The following is a 26,031-nucleotide window of genomic DNA, read 5'->3' as shown; positions in this document are numbered from 1 at the left end:
TAGCGCATGTCGCAGGCGTCCGCCGCAGCGAGCGGGGGAGGCCGGGCATGCCGGACAGACAGGAAGTACAGCCATGGCCGGCAACAGCCAGCGCAGGAACCGCCGCAACCCCGGATCCAAGAAGGGTGCGTCTGTCGGTACCGGCGGGCACAGCCGGAGGGCGCTGGAGGGCAAGGGCCCGACGCCGCCCGGCGCGGAGCGCAAGGGCCACCCCAAGCAGCGCGCCGCCAACGCGGCGATCAAGCGTGAGCGCGACGCCAAGGCCCGCGCCGGCATGCGCCGCGCCGGGGCCGGCGGCCGCGGTGGCCGCGGCGGCGCGGGCAGCGCCGAGCTGGTCTTCGGCCGCAACTCCGTGGTCGAGGCCCTGCAGGGCGGCGTCCCGGCCACCGCGCTGTACGTCCAGCAGTTCATCGACACCGACGACCGCGTGCGCGACGCCTTCCAGGCCGCCAACGACCGCGGCATCCCGCTGATGGAGGCCCCGCGCCCCCAGCTGGACCAGATGACCGGCGGGATGAACCACCAGGGCATGGTCCTCCAGGTGCCGCCGTACGAGTACGCGCACCCCGACGAGCTCCTGGAGGCGGCCTCCGACGCCGGCCAGGACGCGCTGATCGTCGCGCTGGACGGCGTCACCGACTCGCGCAACCTGGGCGCCGTGGTCCGCTCGGCCGCCGCCTTCGGCGCGCACGGCGTGGTCATCCCCGAGCGCCGCGCGGCCGGCATGACCGCCGGTGCCTGGAAGACCTCCTCCGGCGCCGCCGCCCGGCTGCCCGTCGCCCGGGCCACCAACATGACCCGCACGCTGGAGGCGTACCAGAAGGCCGGTCTGATGGTCGTCGGCCTGGCGGCGGACGGCGAGGCCGAGCTGAGCGACCTGGAGCTGCTGACCGGCCCCGTGGTGGTCGTCGCGGGCAGTGAGGGCAAGGGCCTGTCCCGGCTGGTCTCGGAGACCTGCGACATGCGGGTGCGGATTCCGATGTCCGGGCTGACGGAGTCGCTGAACGCCGGTGTCGCGGCGGGCATCGTGCTGTACGAGGCCGCGCGGCTGCGCTCCAAGCGCTGAGCACAGCTCCGGTAGGCGGCGCAGGCGGTTTTCCGAATTGCCCGCAATCCGCGTGGAAAACGATCGGGTCCGACAGGGCCCGATCGTTTTTTTCATGATCACTTCAAGTGTGCGCCGCACATCCACCCGGGAGAGTGTCCAAAGCGGCCGTCACCCGGTTAGACGGGCGTGGACACCAGAACACCTCGGCGCCCCCTGTTCGGCGGCGGCAGCACCGGGATAGACGCGGGCCTCGGCCTCAACACCGTCAAGGTGGACTCCGACCCCGGGCGCATCAGCAGCACCCAGGCGAGCTTCAAGCTCCGGCTCGGCGCCCACGTGGCTCCGCTGATCGAGGCACCGGCCGGACTGCTGTCCACCGGCGCCGCCTTCGGCGACCCGTACGCGAGCCAGGGCCTGATCCGCCGTCCGCTGGTCACCCCGCAGGTCGTCGTGCCCGCCTCCGCCGTCCCGGCGCTCGCCGGGGCCGGGGTCACGGCCGGCGGCGCCCCGCGCCGCAAGGGCCGGGTCACCGCCGTCACCTGGACCGGCCAGGCGGCCCCCGGGGACCTCGCGGCCACGCAGCTGCTGGAAGCCGTCCAGTCCTTCGGCGGACGGGGCTCCGGCTCCGAGGCGGACACCGAGGTGATCCCCTCCCTCGCCGGTGCCCGCACCGTCCCCCGCCAGCCCCGCGAGGGCTCCGGCACCGCCACCGACGCGGGCGTCGGCCCGATCGGCGAGCCCCACGGCTGGACGCCCAGCGGCGAACTGCCCGAGGTCTCCGCCGCCGACGCCGACGGGAAGCAGCCCTGGTACCCCGGCCGCCGCGTCGACCTGGGCCTGGTGCTGCTGCCGCTGCGCGCCGTCCTCGGCTCGCTCGCCGTCTACGCCGGGTTCAGCAAGCTCTGCGACCCGGTGTACTTCGACGGCGGCGAGCGCGGCTCGATGATGCGCTGGCTCTCCTCGCTGCACCCGTGGAAGGTCGCCGAACCGCTGCTGGCCTTCGCCATGGCGCACCCGGTGGGCGCGGGCCTGGTCGTCTCCTTCACCCAGATCGTCGTCGGCGTGCTGACCCTCCTGGGCCTGTGGCAGCGGCTCGCGGCCGGCGCGGCGATGCTGCTCTCCGCCGCCCTGCTGTTCACCGTCAGCTGGCGGGCCGTGCCGGTCTACGACACGCCCGACCTGATCTTCCTGGCGGCCTGGAGCCCGCTGCTGATCGCCGGAGCGCCGTTCGCCTCGCTGGACGGGCGGCTCAGCCTGGAGGCGTGGCGGCGCATCGGCTCCGGCGCGCCCGGGGCGCTGCGGCGGCGGGTCCTGCGCCGGGGCGCGGTGGTCACCACCGTCGTCGTCGGCCTGACCCTGCTGCTCGGCTCGATGCTCGGCGCCGCCGTCCGCACCGGTGCCCTGACGCACCAGGCGCCGCCCCGCCCGGCCGACGACTACGGCAACCCGGTCTGGCCGAACGGCACCCCGTCCGGCACCCCCGGCGGTCAGGGCCCGTCCACCTCGCCCTCGCCCGCCGCCCCGCACCCGACCACCCCGGCGCCGTCGCCCAGCGCCCCCTCCGGCAAGGCGACCGCCACGCCCAGCGGCAAGCACTCCGGCAAGCCCGGGGAGGGCACCGGCACGGGCCAGAGCCCGGCCGCCGTCACCCCCGGCTCGGCCCCCGCGCAGCGGGGCACCCCGGCCCCCGGCAGCGGCTCGGGGACGGCGCCCAAGCAGAGCCCGTCCAACGGCCCGGGCCTGCTCGGCGGGGTGCTCGGCAGCGGCCCGCTGGCCGATCTGTCGGGCGGCGCCCGCTCCTCCCGTCCGGAGGCCACCGCGACCTGAGGCTTCCCCTGGACGACGATCGGCCGGGTGCTCCGTGGGGGAGCACCCGGCCGATCGTCGTGTCCTCCCGGGCGGTTCTAGCTGGGCCTGCGGCCCGCGCCGGAGGCGAGCTCCTTGGCCGCCTCCGTGAGGTCCTTGGCGGTGTCGATGGCGCGCCAGTAGACGCCCTGCGGCAGCTGGTAGCCGGCCAGGCGCTTGCCGCGGGCGAGTTGGGGGAAGGTGGTGCGCTCGTGGTCGCCCACGTCCGGCAGCAGCTCGGCGAACTCCGGGCTGAAGACGTACAGGCCCGCGTTGATCAGGAACGGGGAGGGCGGCGCCTCGATGAAGTCCAGCACGTTGCCGAACTGGTCGGTCTCCACGGCGCCCCAGGGGATCCGGGGCCGGGCCAGGGCGAGCGTCGCGACGGCGCCGCGCTCGTGGTGGAAGGAGGCCATGTCGCGGAGGCTGAACCTGGTCCAGATGTCGCCGTTGGTGGCGTACCAGGGCTCGTCCGGGCGGGGCAGCGCCTTCGCCGCGTACTTGAGCCCGCCGCCGCGCCCGAGCGGTTCGGCCTCGATCACCGTGCGCACCCGCAGCGGCAGGTCCGCCTTGTCGAGCCACTCCTCCAGCACCTCGGCGAGGTGGCCGCAGGACACCACCACGTCGGTGACGCCCTCCTCGGCCAGCCAGGCCAGCTGGTGGCCGAGGATCGGCTTGCCCGTCCCCGGGATCTCGACGAGCGGCTTGGGGCGGTCGTCGGTGTAGGGCCGCAGCCGGGAGCCCTGGCCGCCGGCCAGGATCACCGCTTGGGTGACCGGTGTGCTGGTCGGCCGGGGCTCGTGGGGCTGGCGGGGCTCGCGGGGCTCGTGGACGGCGGCGGGGCCGGAGTCAGGGCTCATGCCTGAACAATAGGCGCGCCCGCCGCCGCGGAGGGCTCAACCGCGCGTCGGCGGGCCCGAGTTGTCGGGCGTGTGGCCTCAGCCGACGACGCCGGCCGCGAACGCCCCGTCGCAGACCGGGCGGGCGAAGGAGCGGGCCCGCTGGACGTCGCCCTGGTACTTGCGCACCGCCGCCTTGCCCAGCTCCGTGGCCAGCGAGGTGCAGTACGGCGTCAGGGACGGCTGTTCGCGCATCGAGCGCTCCAGCAGGTCCAGCGCGGCGGAGGGGTTCTTGGCGCGCAGCTCGTCGAGCAGCGCCACCCGCAGCGACTCCTGCGGGGCGAGGCCGTCCTGCGGCTTGGCCGCACTGGTCGAGGCGGCGGTGGAGGAACGTCCGATCCCGGCGCCGTCCCCGCTGGACGCGGCCACGACCTGCTGGTCGAGGCCGGTCGGCGGGGCCCACGGGACCCGGGTCACGGCGAGGGTGCCGGTGGTCACCAGGACGACCGGCAGGGTCAGGGCGACGGTCTGGCCGATACGGCGCACTAGCTGCTTCACCCTCAGGAGAGTAGCGGTGGGTAGCGCCAGGATCGCCCTCCGTCACACCATCGAGTGATGCATGTCCGGGTTTATCCCCACGTCGTGTTGACGTGGGGGTGTACGGACGGAGCCCGTCCGACCGGGAACGGCCGGACGGGCTCCGCGTGGCTGCTTGCCGGGCGCGCCGTCAGCGGCTGAGGCGCTCGCCGCTGCTGGTCGAGAAGACGTGGGTCTCGTCGGAGGTCGGCACGACGTGGACCGTCTCGCCGCGGGCCGGGATCTGGCGGCCGGGCACGCGCACGACCAGGTCCTTGTCCATGCCGCCGATCTGCGCGGTGCCGTAGACGAAGCCGTCCGAGCCGAGCTCCTCGACCACGTTCACCGTCACCGCGACGCCCTCGATGCCGCCCGCCGGGACGATCTGGAAGTGCTCGGGGCGGATGCCGACGGTCACCGACTTGTCCGTGCCGGCGCCGTTCAGGTCCTCGCGGGAGATGTTGACCACCGAGCCGCCGAACTTCACCCCGCCGTCCACCAGCGGAACGTCGACCAGGTTCATCGCCGGGGAGCCGATGAAGCCGGCCACGAACAGGTTGGCGGGCTTGTCGTACATGGTGCGCGGGGTGTCGACCTGCTGCAGCAGACCGTCCTTGAGCACCGCGACGCGGTCGCCCATGGTGAGCGCCTCGGTCTGGTCGTGGGTGACGTACACCGTGGTGATGCCCAGGCGGCGCTGCAGGCCCGCGATCTGCGTACGGGTCGAGACGCGGAGCTTGGCGTCCAGGTTCGACAGCGGCTCGTCCATCAGGAAGACCTGCGGCTGGCGCACGATCGCGCGGCCCATCGCCACGCGCTGGCGCTGACCGCCGGAGAGCGCCTTCGGCTTGCGGTCCAGGTACTCGGTGAGGTCGAGGATCTTCGCGGCCTCCTCGACCTTGGTGCGGATCTCGGCCTTGTTCACGCCGGCGATCTTGAGCGCGAAGCCCATGTTCTCGGCGACGGTCATGTGGGGGTACAGCGCGTAGTTCTGGAACACCATCGCGATGTCCCGGTCCTTCGGCGGCAGGTGCGTGACGTCGCGGTCGCCGATGCGGATCGCACCCGAGTTGACGTCCTCCAGGCCGGCCAGCATGCGCAGGCTGGTCGACTTGCCGCAGCCGGACGGGCCGACCAGGACGAGGAACTCGCCGTCGGCGATCTCCAGCTCCAGCTGGTCGACCGAGGGCTTGTCGGCGCCGGGGTAGACGCGGGTCGCCTTGTCGTACGTGACAGAAGCCATGGTGGTTCTCTCCTTCACCGGCAGGAACGTGCCGGACGATCCGAGTAAAGGGGTTCTTCCCTGTTCACTTGTGCCGGCCCCGCAATTGGTCTGAACCACTTGCCAGGCCCGGCTACCGGCGACGCTACCCGCACCCCCGCCCCCTGTCAGCCCCCGGGCCACAACGGTTCCATCACACCCTCGCCCCCCGGATATCCCCCCAACCCGCCACCCCGGCCCGGTAGACTCACCCCCGGTGCCGCCGTGATCCGTTCGCGGACGGCCACCGTGCCTCCTTAGCTCAGCTGGCCAGAGCACCGCTCTTGTAAAGCGGGGGTCGTCGGTTCGAACCCGACAGGGGGCTCCGCGGATTCGGAAGGGTCGGCCCGGTCGTCATCGGGCCGGCCCTTCCTGCGTGTCCGGCCCGTCCTGTGCGTCCCGCGTGTGCGCGGGGAGGGTGAGGGTGGCGAGGGCGCCGCCGGCGGGGTGGTTGGCGAAGGCGAGGGTGGCGCCGATGACGCGGGTGTGGCCGGTGGCGATGGTGAGGCCGAGGCCGTGGCCGCGGCCGCGTTCGGGGGCGTTGGTGCGGAAGCGCTGGGGGCCGTGGTCGAGGAGGTCACCGGGGTAGCCGGGGCCGTGGTCGCGGACGGTGATGCGGTGGCCGTCGACGCGGAGCAGCACGGGGGCGGCGCCGTGGCGGTGGGCGTTGACGAGCAGGTTGCCGAGGATGCGGTCGAGGCGGCGCAGGTCGGTGCGGACCTCCCGGTCGTCGGCCACCTCGACGGTGACGTCCAGTCCGGTGAGGGCGACGGTGCGGCGCACGGCGCGTTCCAGGGGGACGGCGGAGAGGTCGGGGGACTCGACGTCGGCGTCCAGGCGGGAGACCTCCAGCAGGTCCTCGACCAGGCCGCGCAGGGCCTGGACCCGGTTGCGGACGAGCTCGGTGGGGCGTCCTGGCGGCAGGAGTTCGGCGGCGGTGACCAGTCCGGTGAGCGGGGTGCGCAGCTCGTGGGCGACGTCGGCGGTGAAGCGCTGCTCGTCGGCGAGGCGCCGGTGCAGGGTGCGGGACATCAGGTCGACGGCGGCGGCGAGGTCGGCCACCTCGTCCTTGCCGTCGACGAGTTCGCCGATCCCGGTGTCCGTCCCCCCGGCGGCGATGCTCCGGGCGGCGGTGGCGGCGGTGCGCAGCCGGCGGCTGATCCGGTCGGCGACGAGGACGCCGGCGAGCACGGTGGTGAAGACCGCGGCGACCACGGTGATCAGGATGATCCGGTCCAGGTCGGCGATGGCCCGGCGGTCCTGGGTGAAGTCCACCCGGACGGAGAGCACGCCGTCGCGGACGGGGCCGGCCGCCCACATCGACTCGCCCGGCCCGTCCGCGGCCAGCAGGCTGCCCCGGTGGCCGGAGGCGGCGAGGGTGCGCAGCCGTCCGGGCAGGGCCGGGTCGTTGACGCCGCCGCCCGTCCTGGCGGGCTCCTCGCCGCGGCTGTAGGCGGCCGAGGCGGAGTCGAGGGCGGTGAGGGAGGCGGTCCGCGCCTGGTCGACGTGCTGACGGATCATCGCCCGGTGGACCAGCAGGCCCACGGCCACCGCGACCAGTACGGAGATGGCGGCGACGGCGGTGGCGATCTGGCGGCGCAGGGTCATGCCGGGCGCCGCAGCTTGTAGCCGAACCCGCGGACGGTCTCGATCCGGTCGGAGCCGATCTTGGCGCGCAGCCGCTGCACGTGGACGTCCACGACGCGGGTGTCGGCGCCCCACTCGTAGTCCCAGACGCGCTCGAGCAGGGTGGTGCGCTCCAGCACGATGCCGGGGGAGGCGGTGAGTTCGAGCAGCAGGCGCAGCTCGGTGGGGGTGAGCGGGACGAGGCGGCCGTGAACCCGCACCTCCATGCTGTCGGTGTCCACCTCCAGTCCGTCGAAGCTGCGGACGGTGGAGGGCGCGACGGCGGGGGCGGTCCCCACGGCCTCGGCGGCGGAAACGGCGGCGGAAACGGCGGCAGCGGGGGCGGCGGCGGAAGCGGGGGCCGACGGAACGACGCGGATCCGGCGCAGCACCGTACGGATGCGGGCGACGAGGACGGCGCTCTCGAAGGGCTTGACGACGTAGTCGTCCGCCCCGGCCTCGAGGCCGGAGACCACGTCCACCGGGTCGGTGCGCGCCGACATCATCAGGATCGGCAGCTGGCTCTCCTCGCGGATGCGGCGGCAGAGGCCGACCCCGTCGAGCAGCGGCAGCATGACGTCCAGCAGGAGCAGGTCGGGGTTGACGGCGTGGAAGGCTTCCAGGCCCTCCAGGCCGTCCGCGGCCGTGGTGACCGGGAAGCCGTAGCGCTCCAGGGCCATGCGGGTCGCCTCGCGGATGACCTCGTCGTCCTCGACCAGGAGGATGTGCGGGGTGGGGGTGGCGGTCATCGTCGGGCTTCCGGGGTCGAGGTGGCGGCGGGTGGCGGGGCGGTGGCGGCGGGCGGGCGGCTGGGGCGTGCGGGCACCGTGGCGACGCCGGGCCGCCCGGGGGCGGGTACGGCCGTGGGGACGGGGACGGCGCCGCCCGAGGGCTCGTCGGACGGGCCGGCGTGCGGGAGCAGGCCGATCCCTTCCACCCGCTGCTCCACCGGGACGAGCCTGGCGCCGTCCCAGTGGTAGCGGCTGGTGGTCTGGGAGGTGGTGCTGGTCGGCTCGCGCAGGACCAGGTCGGAGTCGACGGTGGCGGCGCTGAAACCGCTCAGGACCTGTACCCGCAGAACGGGCAGGACGTGTTCGCCGTCGAGAGCGTAGACGTGCAGGACGACCAGCCCGACGGTGGGGGTGACGGCGGTGATCAGCTCCGGCCGGCCGTCCCCGGTGAGGTCGCGGAACTCCGGGCTGCGGACCCCGCACCCGGGGCAGGAGTCGAGTGCCGCCCGTTCCTCGGGGCTCAGGGCCGGGTCCTTGCCGAGGAGGGCGCGGACGTCGACGGCGGTGAGGTCGCGCCCCGGAACGGTGAGGCCGGGGATCGGCTGAGGCGGCGCCTGGGACGCGGACACGGCGGCGGGGGTCGGCGGCGGGGCGGTCGCCAGCTGGGGCCAGAGCGGTTTCTCCACGGCGGGCGGGGCGACGGCCGTGGCGGGGCCGTCGTCCCGCAGGCCGCCGGGGGCCTCCCGGCCCAGGAGCACGGCGGCGAGGGCCACGAGGCCGGTCAGGGTGGCCGCGGCGGTCACGAGTGCGGTGCCCGGCCTGCGGCGGGGGCGGGGTTCTGCTGCCACGGTCAGTGCTCGTTCCTCCTGGTCTGCGGGTTCCGCCTCTCCTGGTGGTACGTCGCGCGGGGGGCGGTCGGCGGTTCCGGCGCGGACGGGCGGGCGCGGGTCAGGCCGGGTCCGCCAGGACGATGATGTTGTCAGTCCAGTGGCCGTTCTTGCCGATCCGCCCGCCGCAGGTGATCAGGCGCAGCGCGGGCCCGGGCGTGTCGCCGTACACCTGGTCGGTGGGGAAGGCGTCCTTGGCCGCCTGGACGAGCGTGCGGACCTTGAAGTCCACGGTGCCGCCGTCCGTGCGCCGGATCCTGATCAGGTCGCCGGGCTTGAGCCTCGGCAGGTTCTTGAAGACCGCCGGGCCGTGCACGGTGTCGTAGTGCCCGATGAGGACGGCCGGGCCGGTCTCGCCGGGGGTGGGGCCGTTGCGGTACCAGCCGACCTCGTCGCCGTGGTCGGCGGAGGGCACCTCGACCGTCAGGTCGGCGTTCAGGCCGAGGCCCGTCACCGGCGCGTCCACCCCGAGTGCGGGGATCAGCAGCCGGGTCGGCGGCGAGGGCGTGCCGGGCTTCGACGCGGTGGTCCGGGCCGGGGGAGGGGTGCCATCCGTGTTGCCCGCGCCCGCGCCCGCGCCCGTGCCGCCCGTGCCGTCGTGTCCGGAGGTCTCGATGCGGACCACCGGGCTCTCGTGGCCGGACAGCGCCAGCGAGGCGCCCAGCACCAGGCAGAGGAGGCCCGCCGCACCGAAGGCTGTACGGCGTGCGGCGCCCGGGCCGGGCCGCGCGGCGCGGCGCCGCCCGGCGCCGCGCCGTCTCGTGGTCCCTGCCGCCGGCGGGGCCCCGGCGCCGCTTCCCCCACCGGCCGGGTACGGGGGAAGGGCGCCGGGGTGCCCGGCGGGCTCGGGACCGGTGTCAGCCTCGCGCACCGGAGCGGCGGCGCAGGACGGCGAAGCCCAGCGCGCCGGCGCCGACGGCGGCGACGGCGCCGCCGCCCACCAGCATCACGCCGGAGGTGCCGTCGGAGGCGGTGGAGCCGTCACCGGCCGCCGCGGCGCCCTTGGGCACCTCGCGCACCTGCGGCTTGCCCGGGGCCGGCGGCGTGGGGGTGGCGGTCCTCACGGGGCCGGCCGACGGGGCGGCGGGGGCGGGGACGACGCCGGCCGACGGGGCGGCCGAGGGGGCGGCCGAGGGGGCGGTGGCGGTGGGCGCCGGGGCGCCGTCGGCCCACGCCTGTCCGCCGGTGAGGGTGGTCAGCAGTGCGGCCCCGGTCAGGGCGCAGACCGCCAGGACGCGGCGGGCGGGGGAGCGGTCGGTACGGCTCCTGCTCGTGCTCATGCGGTGGTTCTCCTCGTGGGTGCAGCGTCAACGGGTCGTGTCACACGCGATCGCGGACGCCCTGCGGCCCGTACCGGCCTGTATTGCCCGGTGCGGCCCGCGGCGTCGACAGTGACGGTAGGAGCGCCGTGTCGCGGCCACCGGCCGGTCGTGTCACGGCCACCCGTCGACTCTGTAACGGACCTCCCGTCACCCTCCCTGCCGCAGTCTGCGGAGGGTCCAGCCCTCGCCGAGCGGGCGGGTGCGGTCGGTGAAGAGTTCGGCGGCGCGGCGGTACGAGAGGCGGGCACGGCCGGTGTGCGGGCAGCGGTCGGCGGCGGGGGTGCCCGCGGGGGCGCGGCGGTCGGTGAGGAAGAGGGGGCCGCTGGGGCGGCCGGCGGTGAGCATGAGCAGCAGCCGCGCCGTGCCCGACTGCCAGCGGAGCGTGGGGCGTTGGGGATGCGGCCGGGTGTGGCGCAGCGTCGGGTCGAGGTCGTCGGTGTCGAGGGCGAGGACGGTCTCGATGGCGGCGTTCGACTCGTGCAGCAGGTGCCACAGGGCCTGTTCGCGCAGCGGGGCGCGGAGGGCGAAGAGGGCGCGCAGCTGGTCGGGGTCCAACGGCTCTGCGGCGGTGGCGGGTTGAGCCGTGGGCCGCAGGTCGGCGGCCGGGTCGGTGTCGATCCAGCCGCGGGTGCGCCACCAGGCCACTGCCGCCCGCAGGGTGGAGAGTTCGCGGTTGAGGGTGCGCGGGTCGGTGCCGGCGGCGCGGCGGTCGAGTGCGGCGCGCAGTCGCCCGGCGGCGTCCGGGTGGTCGAGCAGCGCGAGCGGCAGGACGGGCGGCCGGGCGCGCCGCCGCTCGGGCCCGGTGGGCGCGGGGCGGTCGGCGAGTGCCCAGGCCCAGGTGTTCAGGGCGATCCGGTAGATCCGCCGGGAGCCCTCGGAGAGCCCGGAATCGCCGAGGTAGCGCTCGACAGCGACGCCGTACTCGACCGGCTCGACTTCCCCCACGATGAATCACCTTTCCGCAGTAAATCGCTTTTCCCAAGCACTCCCAGCCTATCCGTGAATCGCAGTAAACCGCAGGTGAAGAGCCCCAGATGCTCCTGTTTACTGCGGCAACTCCCCAGCTCGCGAAAATTGATGCCGAAACACTCAACTTTTCCCCCGGAACCCCTTGAACCCCGCTCCCTCCCGAACGCAGACTGACTGCCCATGGCAGTGGAAACAGAACGGATTCCGGCCCGCCCCCGGCGGCTGGGAGACCGGCTCGCCGTGCTGCGCGAGCGCGACTTCAGGTTGTTCTTCGTCGGATACGCGACCTCCCTCCTCGGCTCCTCGATGGCCCCGGTCGCCGTGGCCTTCGCGGTGCTCGACGGCGGCGGTGGCGGCACCGCCCTCGGGTGGGTGATGGCGGCGCGCATCCTCCCCGTGGTGCTGATGCTGCTGGCCGGCGGGGTGATCGCCGACCGGCTGGGCGGCCGACGGGTGATGCTGGGCTCGGAGGCGTCGCGCGGCCTGGTGCAGGCGGTGTTCGCGGCCTTGCTGGCCGCCGGGCACGCGCCGGTGTGGGCGATGGTGGTGCTGGTGGCGGTCTGGGGCGTGGGCGAGGCGCTGTTCATGCCCGCGTTCGGCGCGATCGTCCCGGACCTGGTGCGCCGCAAGGAGCTCCTCGGGGACGCCAACACCCTGCTGGGGCTGGCACGTTCGGTCTCCACGGTGGCCGGTCCGGCGCTGGCGGGCGTGGTCACGGCGGCCCGCGGTCCGGCGGCGGTGCTGCTGGTCGACGCGCTGACGTACGGCGTAGGGGCCCTCGCCCTGGCCCGCCTGCGCCTGCCGGAGCGGAAGGCCCCGGGCGCCGGGCCCGGCACCTCCATGGTTCGCGAACTGCGCGAGGGCTGGGCGGAGTTCACCGCCCGCCCCTGGTTCTGGATCACCACCGCGCAGATGGGCCTGTTCAACCTGCTGGTCTGGGCGCCGTTCCTTGTCCTCGGCCCGCTCACCTCGCAGCGGGAGCTGGGCGGCGCCCGCGCCTGGGGTCTGGTGATGGGCGTGTACGGCGCGGGCGCGGTGCTGGGCGGCCTGCTGATGCTCGGCCGCCGCCCGGGCCGTCCGCTCGCGGTGGCGACGCTGGCCGCGCTCGGCTGGGCGCTGCCCTCGGCGGCCTTCGGGGCCGGGCTGGCGCTGCCGTGGGTGGCGGCCGGCGCGCTGGTGGCGGGCGTCGGCTCGGCGGTCTGCGGGACGCTGTTCAGCACGACGACCCAGGAGTGGGTCCCGCAGGAGCTGCTCGGCCGGATGACGGCCTACGGCTCGCTCGGCGCCTTCGCCCTCGGCCCGCTGGGCCTCGCCGTGGCCGGCCCGGTGGCGGACCGCCTGGGCGCCGACCGGGTCCTCTCGGCGGGCGCCCTGTGGCAAGTCGCCGCGACGGCCGTGGTGTTGGCCCTGCCCGCCGTCCGGGACCGCACCTGGAACGAGCCCGACGAAGCCTGACCGGGCGGCCCTGCCCGCCCGGTCGTACGGTGGAGGTACGGGGGCTCACGGAGGAGGTCCGCCATGCCCGGTTCGCTCACCATCGGCCACCACGAGTCCGCGGTGGTCATGGGCCACGCCGACGCCGCCCGGCTCGCCACCGTCCTCGCCGACCTGGCGTACCTCCTGGAGGTCCCGGGCCCGGACCGGATCGGCGACGCCCAGGTGGCCGTCCTCTGCGAGGGCCGCGCCCCGGACCGCGCCGAGCTGTCCGGCTGGGCCCGCGCCCTCTCCTCGGACCTGCGCGGACGGCTCTGAGAGGTACGGCCGGAGGCATGGCCCGACCCGACGGCGGCGCCCCCACGTACGATGGCGCGCGGGGCGATCACCGTACGAACGCCCGCCGGGCGCCGGGCGGATGGCCGCAGCGGGCGGCCGGACCGGCTGAGGGTGGGGGTCCGAACGTGCCGCAGTCCTGGTCGATGTCCTGGCTGACGGTGGACACCCCGCTGCCCAGCGGCCCGATGCACATCGCGGTGACCCCGACGGGCGTGGCGGCGGCCGGCTACAGCGTGCGGGACGGCGAGGCGCCCCCGTGCACGGACGAGCGGAAGGCCGCCGCCGTCACCGACCGCATCGGCGCCTATCTGGCGGGCCGCAGCCGCGAGTTGGGCCTGCCGATCGACTGGGGCCTCAGCTCCGGCCCGCACCGCGCCGTCCTGCAGACGCTCTGGCGCGAGGTGCCGTTCGGCCACACCATCACCTACGGCGAACTGGCCGCCCGCAGCGGGGTGTTCGAGGACGTGACCGAGCCCGGGCTGGCGGCCCGCACGGTCGGGCAGATGATGGCCGCCAACCCCGTCCCCCTGCTGGTGCCCTGCCACCGGGTGGTGGCGGCGGACGGGATCGGCGGCTTCGGCGGGGGCCGGGTCGGCATCGAGGTGAAGCGCTGGCTGCTCACCCTGGAAGGGGTACTGGAGCCGACCCTCGACTGGAACGGCCCGCTGTAGGGCTTCTGTGGTTGTGGATTGCTTCTGCAGCTGTGGATTACAGACGGATTGCAGACCATATGTCCGAATGATCAATCGAACTGATATCGGTCAGGTGAACTAGTCGTACTAATTGTTCGGTTATTCCGAACCACTCGAATGAGTGATTGCGGGGCACCCCCGAACGGGCCCACGATTGAGGCTGCACCATGAATGTCCTGGCGACGCTTCATCGGGTATGCGAAGGGCTCCCCTCATGTCGACCGAAACCAATGCCGGTATTCCCGCGCCTGACGCGCAAGCCGAGATCCGGCAGCAGCAGTCCCTGAGCACGGCGGGCGCGCGGACCCTCGCCACCACTACCAAGTCCGCGCCCCAGATGCAGGGCATCAGCCCGCGTTGGCTGCTCAGGAAGCTGCCCTGGGTGCAGGTGTCCGGCGGCACCTACCGGGTCAACCGCCGGCTCCGCCACTCGGTGGGCCGCGGCCGGGTGAGCTTCTTCAAGACCGGTTCCGAGGTGCGCATCGTCCCCCAGACGCTGGCCGAGGTGCCGGTGCTGCGCGGGTTCGAGGACGAGGGGGTGCTGGAGGAGCTGGCGAGCCGCTTCACCCAGCGCGAGTTCGGCCCGGGCGACGTACTGGTCTCCGCCGGTACGCCGATCAGCGAGGTCTTCCTCATCGCGCACGGCAAGCTCGACCGCCTCGGCACCGGCAAGTACGGCGAGGAGACGGTCGTCGGCACCCTCGCGGACGGCGACCACCTCGGCGACGAGGCGCTCCAGCAGGAGGAGGGCACCTGGCCGTACACCGTCCGCGCCGCGACCTCCGGCACGGTGATGGTGCTCTCCTGGCCGTCCTTCCAGGAGCTGCACGACCGCTCCGACGCGCTGCAGCTGCAGGTCATGGAGTACCTGAACGGCTTCCAGCAGGCGCAGAACAAGCACGGCGAGGCCGCGATCGACCTCTCGGCCGGCCACGCGGGCGAGTACGAGCTGCCCGGCGCCTTCGTCGACTACGAGCTCAAGCCCCGCGAGTACGAGCTGAGCGTCGCGCAGACCATCCTCAAGGTCCACAGCCGCGTCGCCGACCTCTACAACCAGCCGATGAACCAGACCGAGCACCAGCTCCGCCTGACCATTGAGGCGCTGCGCGAGCGCCAGGAGTACGAGCTGATCAACAACCCCGAGTTCGGCCTGCTGGAGAACGCGGAGTACGACCAGCGCATCCAGACCCACTCCGGCCCGCCCACCCCGGACGACATGGACGAGCTGCTCAGCCGCCGCCGCGGCACCAGGATGTTCCTCGCCCACCCCAAGGCCATCGCCGCCTTCGGCCGCGAGTGCAACAAGCGCGGGCTCTACCCGGGCACGGTCGAGGTGGACGGCAAGCACATCAGCGCCTGGCGCGGGGTGCCGATCTACCCGTGCAACAAGATCCCGGTCGTCGGCGGGCACACCACCTCGATCATCGGGATGCGTATCGGCGAGGACAACCAGGGCGTCATCGGCCTGCACCAGGCCGGAATTCCGGACGAGTACCAGCCGAGCCTCTCCGTGCGTTTCATGGGGATCGACGACAAGGCGATCATCTCCTACCTGGTCAGCCTGTACTACTCCGCCGCGATCCTGGTTCCGGACGCGGTCGGCGTGCTGGAGAACGTGGACGTCGCGCAGCGCTGAAAAACCGGAAACCGCTGAGCCGAGAAAACCGTGAGCCGGCCGGATCGAGCACGTTCCGGCCGGCTCACGGCCGCCCACCACACGGCGTCTGGCCCCAGACGCCGACCCGACAGGCGTCCACAGGGGGAGAGAAGACCCATGACGAGTCCCACGCTGGAACGAGCGCACGAGGAGCGGCCCGAGCACCGGGAGGGGGCCGAGGCCGCGAACGTCATCGAGCGCGCCCGCACGCTCGTCGACCCGGTCCTGCGCGAGGCCGTCGACTCGTTGCCCGGCGCGATGCGCAAGGTCGCCGGCTACCACTTCGGCTGGTGGGAGGCGGACGGCTCGCCCTCGACGGCCCCCTCCGGCAAGGCGATCCGCCCGGCCATGGTCCTCGCCGCCACCCAGGCGCTCGGCGGCTCCCCGGCCGAGGCCACGGCGGCCGCCGCGGCGGTGGAGCTGGTGCACAACTTCACCCTGCTCCACGACGACGTCATCGATCGCGACGAGACCCGCCGCCACCGCCTCACCGCCTGGCGGGTGTTCGGCACCACCGAGGCCATCCTCGCCGGCGACGCCATGCACTCCCTGGCCCTGCGCCTGCTCGCCGAGGACGCGCACCCGGCCGCCCGCGAATCGATCCGCCGGCTCACCGACTGCGTGGTCGAGCTCTGCGAGGGCCAGCAGATCGACTGCGCCTTCGAGCAGCGCAACGACGTCTCGCTCGCCGAGTGCCTGGCGATGGCCGAGGCCAAGACCGGCGCACTGCTCGGTGCCGCCTGCGCGATGGGCGCCCTGTACGGCGGCGGCTCCGGGGAAGCGGCGCAGGCGATGGACGGCTTCGGCCGCGAGATCGGCCTGGCGTTCCAGCTGATCGACGACCTGATCGGCATCTGGGGCGATCCCGCCGTGACGGGCAAGCCGGTCGGCGCGGACCTGGTCGCCCGCAAGAAGTCCCTGCCGGTGGTCGCCGCGCTCGGTTCCGACACCCCGGAGGGCCGCCGGCTCTCGGAGCTTTACGTCCTCGAACGCCCCCTCACCCCCGAGGAGTTGGCGCAGTGCGCGGCGGACGTCGAGGGCGCCGGCGGACGCGGTTGGGCGCAGGGCGAGTCCTGCGAGCGGATGGCCGCGGCGATGGCGCAACTGGCCGTCGCCGTCCCGGAGCCCTCCTCGGCCGACGAACTGCTCGCCCTCGCCGAACTGGTGACCCGCCGCAGCCACTGAGCGAAGGCGACGCGGCGGGAGGTCCCCCGTTCCTCCCGCCGCGCCCATCTATCCCCAAGTAGCCAGCAGCCGCTGCTCCTTGGCCGGTTCGATGCCCTGCCGGAACGCCGCCTCGGGCCGCCCCTTGCGCCCCTCGGCGTCCGTGTCGTCCACGGGCTCGCGGGTGCGCAGCCACTCCCAGGTGTCCCGCGCCGTCTCGGCGAACGGGCGGCAGCGCAGCCCGGCTGCCTCGGCGCGGCTGCTGTCGACCCGCCAGATCCCCGCCCAGTCCGGCAGATCCGGTGCCCAGAGGGGGAGTTCGGTCCAGGGCGCGACCTGGTCCGGCCCTTCGGCGAGCAGCGGCCCGTCCTCGACCCAGACCAGTTCGGTGCCCGCCGGGCCCGCAAGCTCCCGGCAGGTCTCCAGCCACTGCCGGAAGGTGAGCTGCCCGGGCGGAGTCGTGGTGAGGAACCGGCCGGGGGTGCCGTCCGTCAGCAGGTCGAGCCCGAAGGCGGCGAAGTCCCGGACGTCGATCACCTGCATGGTCCGGTCCGGGTCGCCCGGGGCGAGCACCCGCCCGCCGCGTGCCATCCGCTCCAGCCACCAGGGCAGCCGCCCGCCGAACTCGTGCGGTCCGATGAGCAGCCCGCTGTTGAGGATCAGCGTGCGCTCGGCCCCGAACTCCTCCAGCACGGCCCTCTCGCAGCCGGCCTTCAGTTCCCGGCCGAACGGCTGGCCGGGCGGGGTGTCGGCGGGGCAGGGGAGGAGCTCGGAGTCCTCGGTGATCACCTGCGGGCCGAAGTCGGCGTAGGCGTGCACGGAGGAGACGAAGGTGTAGTGGCCGGCCCGTCCGCGCAGCAGCCGGGCGCTGAGCGCGGCCTGGGCGGGCTGCTGGGCGGAGGTGTCGACGACGGCGTCCCAGCTGCGGCCCTCGACCAGCCGGGCGATGTCCTCGGCGCTGTCGCGGTCGCCCCGGACGACCTCGACGCCGGACAGGTCGCCGACGCTGCGGCCCCGGTTGAAGGTGGTGACCTGGTGGCCGCGGGCGAGGGCCTGGGCGGCGTAGGCCCGTCCGAGGAAGGACGAGCCCCCGAGCAAGAGGATCTTCATACCGCCCAGCCTCTCCTCCCCTCCGCGTACGCACCCTCGACTTCGCCCTCAGCAGAGCGCCCGGCCCGACATGCCGCCGCTCTCGCTCCCCCCTAGCATCCGAAGCATCCGATCTGTACGGATATCAGCCCGTACGGATATCAGCCGACCTGCCCGCCCGGGGCGATCCGCCCGGACCGAAGGACCCCCGATGACCCAGCCCGAGCTGGAGGCCCTGGCCGCCGACGCGTACGTCTACGGCTACCCGCTCGTCGCCGGCCTGACCATGGTCGAGCGCTTCACCAGGGGCGGCCTGGGCACCATCCCGGCGGCGCCGTTCAACCGGTTCAGCCACGCCACCCGCCTGGCCGGGCCCGGCGACCACTTCGTCTCCGTCAACAACGACACCGTCTACTCGATCGCCCAGCTCGACCTCTCCGAGGGCCCCCAGGTGCTCCACGTCCCGGACACCGCCGGCGCCTACTACGTGCTGCAGTTCATCGACGCCTGGACGGACAACGTCGCCTACCTCGGCCGCCGCGCCACCGGCACCGGCGCGCAGACCTGGCTGGTCGTCCCGCCCGCCTGGCACGGCACCCCGCCCGACCCGATGGGGGTCCCCCCGGCCGGAGGCCGGGGGAGGGTGATCGAGCTGCCGACCACGACCGGCACGATCGTCGGCCGCTTCGCCTGCACCGGCCCGGACGACCTGCCCCGCGTCCGCGCCCTCCAGGCCGAGCTGACCCTCAGCCCGCTGGAGCCCGGCGGCCTGGTCGCGGGCCTGCCCGAGCCCGACCCCGAGGTGCCCGAGCGCCTCGCCTTCTTCGAACGCCTCCGGGTCTGGATGCGCGCCTTCCCGCCCGCCACCCCGGACATCGAGTACGAGCGCCGCTTCGCCCCGCTCGGCCTGCTCGACGAGGGCCCCTCCCCGTACCGCGCCGCCGCCGAGGAGTGGACCCTCGCCCTCGCCAAGGGCCTGGCCGCCGGCCGCGAGCGCGTCGAGGACGCCACCCGCCCGGGCGAGGACCAGCCGCTCGGCGAGTGGCGCACGGCCGTCCACCTCTTCGACTACAACGTCGACCACCTGGGCCCCGGCACCCTGGACGACCCCGAGTGGCGCATCCCCGACCGCCGCGCCGCCTACCTCAGCCGGGCCGCCGCCGCCCGCGCGGGCCTGTGGGGCAACCACGCCTACGAGGCCACGTACGCGATGACCTACGACGACTCGGACGGCCGCCCGCTCAGCGGCGCCAACTCCTACACCCTGCGCTTCGACCAGCCGCCGCCCGCCGGGGCGTTCTGGTCCGTCACCATGTACTCGCTGCCGGACTACCACCTGGTCGAGAACCCGATCGACCGCTACTCGATCGGCGACCGCACCCCCGGCCTGGTCCACGCCGAGGACGGCTCCCTCACCCTGACCCTCCAGCACGAGCCCCCCGAGGACCCGGCCGCCGCCGCCAACTGGCTCCCCACCCCGCCCGGCGAGTTCCGCCCCATCATCCGCCTCTACCAACCCGAGCCCCCGGCCCTCGACGGCACCTACCAGGTGCCCCCGATCCGCCGCACCTGACCGGCCCTACGGCGTGGCCGTCGCGCTCGGGCGCGCGGCGCCCGTCCCGCCGGTCGCCGCCCCCGAGGGCGAGGCCGTCGCCGACGGCGAGTGCGTCGGGGACGGCGTGCCGGACGGTGTCCCCGAGGGCGTCGGCGAGGCCGTGGCGCTCGCGGACGGCCCGGCCGTGGGCGTCGCCGTAGTCCCAGCCGTGGGCCCCGCCGGGGAGCCCGAGGCGGTCGGGGTGGTCGGGGTGGCGGGCGAGGACGGCTCCCCGCCCCGGTTGTGCGGCCCGCCCTCCAGCGTGACCACCGCCTGCGAGGGCGGCAGCGCGATCCGCGCCGTCCAGTGCCCGGCGGGCGCCAGCTCCTCGTCCACCGTGACGATCACCGTGATCCGCTGCCCGGGCGCGAGCGTCCCGGAGTCGCGGCTGAGCCGCAGCCATCCGGCGTCCGTCACGGCCCGCCAACGGATCTCCGTGCCACCGGAGTTGGTGAGCGTGAGGACCGTACGGCTGCCGTACTCCCCGGCCTCGACGGTGAGCAGCCCGCCCGCCGCGCCGTCCCCGGACGCCGAGGCCGACTGGGCGGCGGGCACCGGGGAGGCGACCAGCGCGGGGTTGCCGATCGGCGTCGCCCCCCGACCGGGCACGGGGACCAGCGGCCCCTGGAAGCTCAGCCGCGGAAAACGCGGCAGCAACGTTTCTGCACCGTGCCCGGCCACCCCCGTCAGCTCCAGCCCCGGCACCCCCGCCGCGACCGCCCCCACCGAAGCCCCGGCCGTCCCCGCGCCCCCGGCCGCAGCGCCGTCCCGGGAGCCCCCGGCCGACCGCTGCCCCGCCTCGTCCACCCGCACCGCCGAGACCGAGGCCGCCGACCCCGCCCCGCCGCCACCCCGGTGCCCGGCCCACAGCGCGACCACCGGAGCGGCCAGCACCGCCGCGAGCACCCCGGTGGTCACCACCCGCCGCCGCACCGCCAGCCCGCGCCCCGCGTCGGGGGCCCGGTGCCGGGGGAACCCGCCCTGGTCGAACCGCAGCCCCGGCTCCACCACCCGCGCCGCCCCCGCCACCGGCAGGAACGAGGCCGCGCCCTCCTCCGCGTCCGGAGCGTCCGGAACCGGCGCGCTCAACAGCGGCAGCCCCGACACCCCCTCCGCCCCCGCCTGGTCGGCCGCCACCCGCTCGGCCGTCCCCCGGCAGGTCGGGCAGTCCACCACGTGCTGCACCAGCTCCCGCCGCAGCGCCGGGCCGAGCACCCAGTCCCGCCAGGACTCCGCCCCGGCCCCGCCGAGCCGGTCCAGCTCCGGGCAGCTGCCGACGCCGAGCACCAGCAGCGCCGCCCGCGTCCGCGCCACCTCCGCCTCCGCACCGCCCAGCAGCGCCCGCGTCCGGTCGAACGGCAGCCCCAGCACCGCCGCGACCTCCAGCGGCGTCAGCCGGTGCCGCACCGACAGCTCCAGCGCCTCCCGCTGCTCCGGATCGGTCCCGGCCGCCTCCGGCCATGCCAGCGAGGCCAGCTCCCGCCGCCGTCGGGCCGCCTCCAGCTCCGAGACCTCCGGAGCCTCCGAGTGTCCCTCGGCCGCCCCGTCCGCCAGCCGCCGCAGGCAGCAGTACCGGGCCACCGCGAACAGCCAGGCCCGCACCAGCCCGGCCTCCGCCAGCCGCCCCCCGTGCCGCCGCGCCAGCTCCCGCACCTCCCGCAGGGCGTCCGCCGCCGCGTCGTGCTCGCACAGCACCGACAGGCAGTACGTGAACAGCCCGTCCGCCTGCCGCTCGTAGGCGGCCGACACCGCCGCGCCGCGGCCCTCGTGTCCGGCCCGCACTGCGCCCGGACGATCGGCAGTCCCGGCGACGACCCCCGGCGTCCCTTCGATACGCGTTGTCACCCGTCCGAAGGTAGGCACCCCGAGCCCCTCGTCCCCGCCATTCGCCGCGTATGTACTTCTTTCGGGTAACAACATCGCCCATCTGTGTGGATGACCGCGGACGACCGCGGGCCCCCTGCGCGTCCGCCGGCGCCCCGCCGCTGTCGGACCCAGGCGCTACCGTGGGCCGCATGCCACCGCGTTCCAAGACCACCGCCAAGCCGCGCCCGGCCTACCGCTGCACCGAGTGCGGCAACCAGCTGCCCAAGTGGGTCGGCCGCTGCCCGGAGTGCAACGCCTGGGGCACGGTCGAGGAGTACGGCGCGGTCCCGATCCGCACCACCGCCGCGGGCCCCGTCAGCGCGCCCGCCCGTCCGATCGGCCAGGTGGACGGCCAGGTCGCGACGGCCCGCTCCACGGGCGTGCCGGAGCTGGACCGCGTGCTCGGCGGCGGCCTGGTCCCCGGCGCGGTGGTGCTGCTGGCCGGCGAGCCCGGCGTCGGGAAGTCCACCCTGCTGCTGGACGTCGCCGCCAAGGCGGCCACCGCGCAGCACCGCACCCTCTACGTCACCGGCGAGGAGTCCGCGAGCCAGGTCCGGCTGCGCGCCGACCGGATCGACGCCCTCTCCGAACACCTCTACCTCGCCGCCGAGCAGGACCTCGGCGCCGTCCTCGGCCACATCGAGGCCGTCAACCCCGGCCTCCTGATCCTGGACTCGGTGCAGACCATCGCCTCCGCCGAACTGGACGGCGCCCCCGGCGGCCCGGCCCAGGTGCGCGAGGTGGCGGGCGCGCTGATCCGCGCCTCCAAGGACCGCGGCATGGCCACCCTGCTGGTCGGCCACGTCACCAAGGACGGCCAGATCGCCGGCCCGCGCCTGCTGGAGCACCTGGTGGACGTGGTCCTGAGCTTCGAGGGGGACCGCCACGCCCGGCTGCGCCTGATCCGGGGGGTCAAGAACCGCTACGGCGCCACCGACGAGGTGGGCTGCTTCGAGCTGCACGACGAGGGCATCGTGGGCCTGGCCGACCCGTCCGGCCTCTTCCTGACCAGGCGTGACAAGCCCGTCCCCGGCACCTGCCTCACCGTCACCCTGGAGGGCAAGCGCCCGCTGGTGGCCGAGGTGCAGGCGCTGATGGTGGATTCGCAGATCCCCTCCCCGCGCCGCACCACCTCGGGCCTGGAGTCCCCCAGGATCGCGATGATCCTGGCCGTGGTCGAGCGCCACGGCGGGGTGAAGCTCGGCAAGCAGGACATCTACACCGCGACGGTCGGCGGGGTGAAGCTGACGGAGCCGTCCGCGGACCTCGCGGTGGCGCTCGCCGTGGCCTCCTCCTCCACCGACACCCCGCTGCCCAACAACCTGGTGGCGATCGGCGAGGTCGGTCTGGCGGGCGAGGTGCGGCGGGTGACGGGTGTGCAGCGCCGCCTCGCCGAGGCGCACCGGCTGGGCTTCACCCACGCCCTCGTCCCGCCGGACCCGGGCAAGGTCCCGCAGGGTATGAAGGTGGTCGAGGTGTCGGACATCGGCGAGGCGCTGCGGGCGATCCCGGGCCGCCGCCGCGCGGCTGCCAAGCCGCGCGGTGAGGGGCGGGGTGAGGCCGCGTCGGCCCCGCCGGCGCCCCGCGAGCCCCGGGTCGCGGCCTACGCCGAGGAGCTGATGGACGGCTGGGAGCCGCTCGACTCCGACGAACTGCGCTGACCCAAGCCCTGCCGAAGCCGCACGCAGTTAGACTTTCCCCAGTCTCATTGGCCAGAAGGCAGTACCGAGCGGTACTGAGCGACAGAGCAACAGACCGCGGACCGGCGCACGGCGCGAGGCGCGCGGCACGGGGTCGACCGGAGGAATCACGTGGCAGCCAGCGACCGGGGGGCGGACAAGGCTTCCCGCGAGGAGGCCCTGCTGCGGGCCTCCCTTACCGCCATCGCGCCCGGCACCGCCCTGCGTGACGGCCTGGAACGGGTCCTGCGGGCCAACACCGGCGGCCTGATCGTGCTGGGCTTCGACAAGACCGTCGAGCCGATCTGCACCGGCGGCTTCGTCCTGGACGTCGAGTTCACCGCCACCCGCCTGCGCGAGCTGTGCAAGCTCGACGGCGCGGTGGTGCTCGACAAGGACATCACCAAGATCGTCCGGGCCGGGGTCCACCTGATGCCGGACTCCACCATCCCCACCGACGAGACGGGCACCCGCCACCGCACCGCCGAGCGGGTCAACCGTCAGACCGGCTACCCGGTGGTCGCGGTCTCGCACTCGATGCGGCTGATCGCCATGTACGTCAACGGCACCCGCCGGGTGCTGGAGGACTCGACCACCGTCCTGTCCCGCGCCAACCAGGCGCTGGCCACCCTGGAGCGCTACAAGCTGCGCCTGGACGAGGTGGCCGGCACGCTCTCCGCCCTGGAGATCGAGGACCTGGTGACGGTCCGGGACGTCACCGCCGTCGCCCAGCGGCTGGAGATGGTCCGGCTGATCGCCACCGAGATCGCCGGCTACGTGCTGGAACTCGGCATCGACGGCCGCCTGCTCTCGCTCCAGCTGGACGAGCTGATCGCGGGCGTGGAGCCGGAGCGCGAACTGGTCGCCCGGGACTACTTCCCCGAGCGGGCCGCCAAGAAGGGCCGGACGGTCAACGAGGTGCTGGGCGACCTGGAGGCGCTGACCCACGCCGAGCTGCTGGACCTCCAGACCGTCGCCAAGGCGCTCGGCTACTCGGGCACCCCGGAGTCCCTGGACTCCGCGGTCTCGCCGCGCGGCTACCGGCTGCTGGCGAAGATCCCGCGCCTGCCCAACACGGTGATAGAGCGCCTGGTCGAGCACTTCGGGGGCCTGCAGAAGCTGCTCGCCGCGAGCATCGACGACCTGCAGACGGTCGAGGGCGTCGGCGAGACCCGGGCCCGCTCGGTCCGCGAGGGCCTGTCCCGCCTCGCCGAATCGTCCATCCTGGAGCGCTACGTCTGACCGTTTGACCGTCCGACCGCCTGTCCGTCCGACCGGACGGGCGCCGCAGACACCGGAGCCCCCGACCGCCGCAGCGGTCGGGGGCTCCGTACGTCCGTGGTGCGCCGTCAGCCGTCCAGGCGGATCGACGCCCGGGCCACGACCTTGTCGCCCGTGACCCCGCTGAGCTCGGCGAGCACCTGGTAGGTGCCGGTGGCCGCCGGCGCCGGGTCGGGGGTGGCGCACGCCTGCTTGCTGCGCAGCCGGTCCCAGGTGAAGGTCTCGCCCTGGCTGCTGTTGGCCGCGATCTGCACCCACTGGTCGCTCTTGTCGGCCGGGCAGTCGCCGGAGCTCCAGATCCGCTCGTTGCTGGTCGAGCTCACGGTGATCGCCGAGGCCGTCCGCCCGAGGTTGACGCGGCAGGCCGTGCCGGAGGAGTTCTTGACCGTGAGGACGAGCTGCGGCTTGTCCTTGGCCTGGTACGGGTTCTGGGTGGGCGTCAGCTCCAGGGCCACCTGCGAGGCGGTGCAGACCGGGAGCTTCATCACCTCGGCCGTGTTCACCGGCGGGGCGCCGCCGCCCGTCCCGCCCGCGCCGCCGCCCGAGGAGGCGCCGGCCGAGCCGGTCCCGCCCCCGGAGCCGCCGGAGCCGCCGCCCGTGGCACCGCCGTTGAGGCTCACCTCGCCGCCGGAGCCGGACGATCCGCCACTGCCGCCGGAGCCGCCCGCGCCGCCGGTCGAGCCACCGCCGGTCGAACCGCCCCCGGGAGGGGCCGCGGGGCCGGAGGAGGGCGCGCCGGGCGTGATGGCCTGGGCGGGGGTCTGGTTCTGGGACTGGGTCGGCGCGGCCTGGGCGGCCTTCTGTGAAGCGCCGTCACCGCCTCCGCCCTGGTCGGTCATCAGCCAGGCGATCAGGGCGACGACCGCCACGACGGCGGCGAGCACGACGACGCGCCGGCGCCAGTAGATCGAGGCCGGCAGTGGTCCCACGGGTTGACGCAGAGAGGGCACACCCGAACTCTACGAGACTGTGTGTGTCTCCTGACTCACCAACACCGCACAGTCGCTCCTTCCTTCACATGATCCGCCATTTGAGCCGTTCGAGCGAGGTCTTCGACGGTGGACTCCGGTGAATTCCGAGGATCATCCGGAATTCGTCATTCCACTTCAGCGGTCCTCCGGCGGCACCCCGACGACCCCCGCGGCCGTGGGAGGATCGAAGGGCCATGACTGCCATCACCACCGCCCCCGCCGCCGTCCCCGGGCTGACCATGCCCCTGCCCGCGCTGCACGCCACCGTCCTCGACTGGTACGAGGCGAGCAAGCGCGACCTCCCCTGGCGGACGCCCGACGCCACGCCCTGGGCCGTCATGGTGAGCGAGTTCATGCTCCAGCAGACCCCCGTCAAGCGGGTGCTGCCCGCCTGGCAGGCGTGGATGACCCGCTGGCCCACCCCGGCCGACCTCGCCGCCGAACCCTCCGGCGAGGCCGTACGGATGTGGGGCCGGCTCGGCTACCCCCGCCGCGCCCTGCGGCTGCACGCCGCCGCCGTGGCGATCACCGAGGAACACGACGGCGCGGTCCCGGACGACCACGCCACCCTGCTCTCCCTGCCCGGGGTGGGGGAGTACACGGCGGCCGCCGTCGCCTCCTTCGCCTTCCGCCAGCGGCACGTGGTGCTGGACACCAACGTCCGCCGGGTCTTCGCCCGCGCGGTGACGGGCGTCGAGTACCCCGCCCAGGCCACCACCGCCGCCGAGCGCCGCACCGCGGCCGCCCTGCTGCCCGAGGACGCCGGGACGGCCGCCACCTGGGCGGTGGGCGTGATGGAGCTGGGCGCCCTGGTCTGCACCGCCCGGAGCCCGGAGTGCGGCGACTGCCCGCTGTTCGAGCACTGCGCCTGGCAGCGCGCCGGCCGCCCGCCGTACGAGGGCCCGGCCCGCCGCGGCCAGACGTACGAGGGCACGGACCGCCAGGTGCGGGGCAAGCTGCTCGCCGTCCTGCGCGAGGCGCACGGCAGCGTCCCGCAGGCCAGGCTGGACGTCGTCTGGCCGGACGCCGTCCAGCGGGCCCGCGCCCTGGACGGCCTGGTCGCGGACGGCCTGGTCGAGCCCGTCGAACAGGGCGTCTACCGGCTGCCTTCCTGACGTACGACGGCGCCCCCGGGAGGTCCCTCCCGGGGGCGCCGTCGTA

Annotated in this window: 23 protein-coding genes and 1 tRNA gene; 12 read left to right on the top strand and 12 right to left on the bottom strand. The window is 74.6% G+C overall.

Going from position 1 to position 26,031, the window contains the following annotated elements; all coding sequences use genetic code 11:
- Positions 1-73: 73 nt before the first annotated feature.
- Both rlmB and IH61_RS48485 read left to right on the top strand, forming a co-directional pair.
- Entirely contained in the window at positions 74-1,066 is a 993-nt protein-coding gene (gene rlmB / locus IH61_RS0114015; protein ID WP_031069375.1) for a 23S rRNA (guanosine(2251)-2'-O)-methyltransferase RlmB, read from the top strand.
- A 168-nt stretch (positions 1,067-1,234) separates the two neighbouring features.
- Positions 1,235-2,875 carry a DoxX family membrane protein gene (locus tag IH61_RS48485; protein WP_063763196.1) on the top strand — a complete coding sequence of 547 codons (1,641 nt, stop codon included), beginning with the start codon at positions 1,235-1,237 and terminating at the stop codon, positions 2,873-2,875.
- 77 nt (positions 2,876-2,952) lie between these two features.
- Here the strand turns inward: IH61_RS48485 and IH61_RS0114005 are convergent, their stop codons facing one another.
- The 3 genes from IH61_RS0114005 to IH61_RS0113995 form a co-directional block, all read right to left on the bottom strand.
- Complete coding sequence (locus IH61_RS0114005; RefSeq protein ID WP_078911080.1) at positions 2,953-3,753, bottom strand: nucleotidyltransferase family protein; 801 nt, start codon at positions 3,751-3,753, stop codon at positions 2,953-2,955.
- A 78-nt stretch (positions 3,754-3,831) separates the two neighbouring features.
- Positions 3,832-4,290, bottom strand: coding sequence for a hypothetical protein (locus IH61_RS0114000; RefSeq protein WP_031069372.1), 459 nt, complete (start codon positions 4,288-4,290; stop codon positions 3,832-3,834).
- Between the two features lie 169 nt (positions 4,291-4,459).
- Entirely contained in the window at positions 4,460-5,551 is a 1,092-nt protein-coding gene (locus IH61_RS0113995; protein ID WP_031069371.1) for an ABC transporter ATP-binding protein, read from the bottom strand.
- A gap of 269 nt (positions 5,552-5,820) precedes the next feature.
- Here IH61_RS0113995 and IH61_RS0113990 point away from each other — a divergent pair.
- Positions 5,821-5,894, top strand: a tRNA-Thr gene (locus tag IH61_RS0113990).
- 29 nt (positions 5,895-5,923) lie between these two features.
- On the opposite strand, the gene IH61_RS0113985 is transcribed toward IH61_RS0113990, so the two are convergent.
- From IH61_RS0113985 to IH61_RS0113960, 6 genes are all read right to left on the bottom strand, one after another.
- A complete protein-coding gene (locus IH61_RS0113985; RefSeq protein ID WP_051837006.1) occupies positions 5,924-7,177 on the bottom strand; it encodes a sensor histidine kinase in 1,254 nt (417 codons plus the stop codon).
- Positions 7,174-7,944: a two-component system response regulator CseB gene (gene cseB / locus IH61_RS0113980; protein ID WP_031069369.1), complete on the bottom strand. Its 771-nt coding sequence runs from the start codon at positions 7,942-7,944 to the stop codon at positions 7,174-7,176. Before cseB ends, IH61_RS0113985 begins: the two co-directional genes overlap by 4 nt.
- Complete coding sequence (locus IH61_RS42860; protein WP_158844963.1) at positions 7,941-8,774, bottom strand: hypothetical protein; 834 nt, start codon at positions 8,772-8,774, stop codon at positions 7,941-7,943. Before IH61_RS42860 ends, cseB begins: the two co-directional genes overlap by 4 nt.
- A gap of 100 nt (positions 8,775-8,874) precedes the next feature.
- A complete protein-coding gene (locus IH61_RS0113970) occupies positions 8,875-9,480 on the bottom strand; it encodes a class F sortase (RefSeq protein WP_051837004.1) in 606 nt (201 codons plus the stop codon).
- A 190-nt stretch (positions 9,481-9,670) separates the two neighbouring features.
- Positions 9,671-10,093 carry a hypothetical protein gene (locus IH61_RS0113965; protein WP_051837003.1) on the bottom strand — a complete coding sequence of 141 codons (423 nt, stop codon included), beginning with the start codon at positions 10,091-10,093 and terminating at the stop codon, positions 9,671-9,673.
- A 189-nt stretch (positions 10,094-10,282) separates the two neighbouring features.
- On the bottom strand, positions 10,283-11,080 hold the full coding sequence (locus IH61_RS0113960) for a hypothetical protein (RefSeq protein ID WP_031069363.1): 798 nt from the start codon (positions 11,078-11,080) through the stop codon (positions 10,283-10,285).
- A 204-nt stretch (positions 11,081-11,284) separates the two neighbouring features.
- On the opposite strand from IH61_RS0113960, the gene IH61_RS0113955 reads away from it, so the two are divergent.
- The 5 genes from IH61_RS0113955 to IH61_RS0113935 all read left to right on the top strand — a co-directional run bounded on the left by IH61_RS0113955 (position 11,285) and on the right by IH61_RS0113935 (position 16,411).
- Positions 11,285-12,559, top strand: a complete 1,275-nt coding sequence (locus tag IH61_RS0113955) for an MFS transporter (RefSeq protein ID WP_051837002.1) — start codon at positions 11,285-11,287, stop codon at positions 12,557-12,559.
- Between the two features lie 63 nt (positions 12,560-12,622).
- Positions 12,623-12,856: a hypothetical protein gene (locus IH61_RS0113950; protein WP_031069360.1), complete on the top strand. Its 234-nt coding sequence runs from the start codon at positions 12,623-12,625 to the stop codon at positions 12,854-12,856.
- Positions 12,857-13,002: 146 nt separating this feature from the next.
- Positions 13,003-13,548: a methylated-DNA--[protein]-cysteine S-methyltransferase gene (locus IH61_RS0113945; protein ID WP_234327175.1), complete on the top strand. Its 546-nt coding sequence runs from the start codon at positions 13,003-13,005 to the stop codon at positions 13,546-13,548.
- Between the two features lie 235 nt (positions 13,549-13,783).
- Positions 13,784-15,205: a family 2B encapsulin nanocompartment shell protein gene (locus IH61_RS0113940; protein WP_031069358.1), complete on the top strand. Its 1,422-nt coding sequence runs from the start codon at positions 13,784-13,786 to the stop codon at positions 15,203-15,205.
- A 138-nt stretch (positions 15,206-15,343) separates the two neighbouring features.
- Entirely contained in the window at positions 15,344-16,411 is a 1,068-nt protein-coding gene (locus IH61_RS0113935; RefSeq protein ID WP_051837001.1) for a family 2 encapsulin nanocompartment cargo protein polyprenyl transferase, read from the top strand.
- A 48-nt stretch (positions 16,412-16,459) separates the two neighbouring features.
- Here the strand turns inward: IH61_RS0113935 and IH61_RS0113930 are convergent, their stop codons facing one another.
- Positions 16,460-17,500, bottom strand: a complete 1,041-nt coding sequence (locus tag IH61_RS0113930) for an NAD-dependent epimerase/dehydratase family protein (RefSeq protein WP_031069356.1) — start codon at positions 17,498-17,500, stop codon at positions 16,460-16,462.
- A gap of 190 nt (positions 17,501-17,690) precedes the next feature.
- On the opposite strand from IH61_RS0113930, the gene IH61_RS0113925 reads away from it, so the two are divergent.
- Positions 17,691-19,052: a DUF1254 domain-containing protein gene (locus IH61_RS0113925; RefSeq protein ID WP_031069355.1), complete on the top strand. Its 1,362-nt coding sequence runs from the start codon at positions 17,691-17,693 to the stop codon at positions 19,050-19,052.
- Positions 19,053-19,058: 6 nt separating this feature from the next.
- On the opposite strand, the gene IH61_RS0113920 is transcribed toward IH61_RS0113925, so the two are convergent.
- Positions 19,059-20,918 carry a BACON domain-containing protein gene (locus tag IH61_RS0113920; RefSeq protein WP_158844960.1) on the bottom strand — a complete coding sequence of 620 codons (1,860 nt, stop codon included), beginning with the start codon at positions 20,916-20,918 and terminating at the stop codon, positions 19,059-19,061.
- Positions 20,919-21,088: 170 nt separating this feature from the next.
- Here IH61_RS0113920 and radA point away from each other — a divergent pair, with 170 nt between their 5' ends.
- Together radA and disA are read left to right on the top strand one after the other, a co-directional pair.
- Positions 21,089-22,600 (top strand): DNA repair protein RadA, encoded by a 1,512-nt coding sequence (gene radA / locus IH61_RS0113915; RefSeq protein WP_031069353.1) that lies wholly within the window; start codon positions 21,089-21,091, stop codon positions 22,598-22,600.
- Positions 22,601-22,801: 201 nt separating this feature from the next.
- Complete coding sequence (gene disA, locus IH61_RS0113910; RefSeq protein WP_031069352.1) at positions 22,802-23,860, top strand: DNA integrity scanning diadenylate cyclase DisA; 1,059 nt, start codon at positions 22,802-22,804, stop codon at positions 23,858-23,860.
- A 107-nt stretch (positions 23,861-23,967) separates the two neighbouring features.
- Here disA and IH61_RS0113905 read toward each other — a convergent pair whose 3' ends face one another.
- The gene (locus tag IH61_RS0113905) at positions 23,968-24,828 is read right to left on the bottom strand and encodes a hypothetical protein (RefSeq protein WP_051837000.1); all 861 of its coding nucleotides are present in this window, start codon (positions 24,826-24,828) and stop codon (positions 23,968-23,970) included.
- Positions 24,829-25,064: 236 nt separating this feature from the next.
- On the opposite strand from IH61_RS0113905, the gene IH61_RS0113900 reads away from it, so the two are divergent.
- On the top strand, positions 25,065-25,985 hold the full coding sequence (locus IH61_RS0113900) for an A/G-specific adenine glycosylase (RefSeq protein ID WP_031069350.1): 921 nt from the start codon (positions 25,065-25,067) through the stop codon (positions 25,983-25,985).
- Positions 25,986-26,031: the final 46 nt, after the last annotated feature.

This window comes from Streptomyces sp. NRRL WC-3742, assembly GCF_000720635.1.
Lineage (GTDB): Bacteria > Actinomycetota > Actinomycetes > Streptomycetales > Streptomycetaceae > Kitasatospora.
The sequence above is the reverse complement of the archived record's forward strand: the minus strand, read 5'-3'. Positions and strand labels throughout refer to the sequence as shown.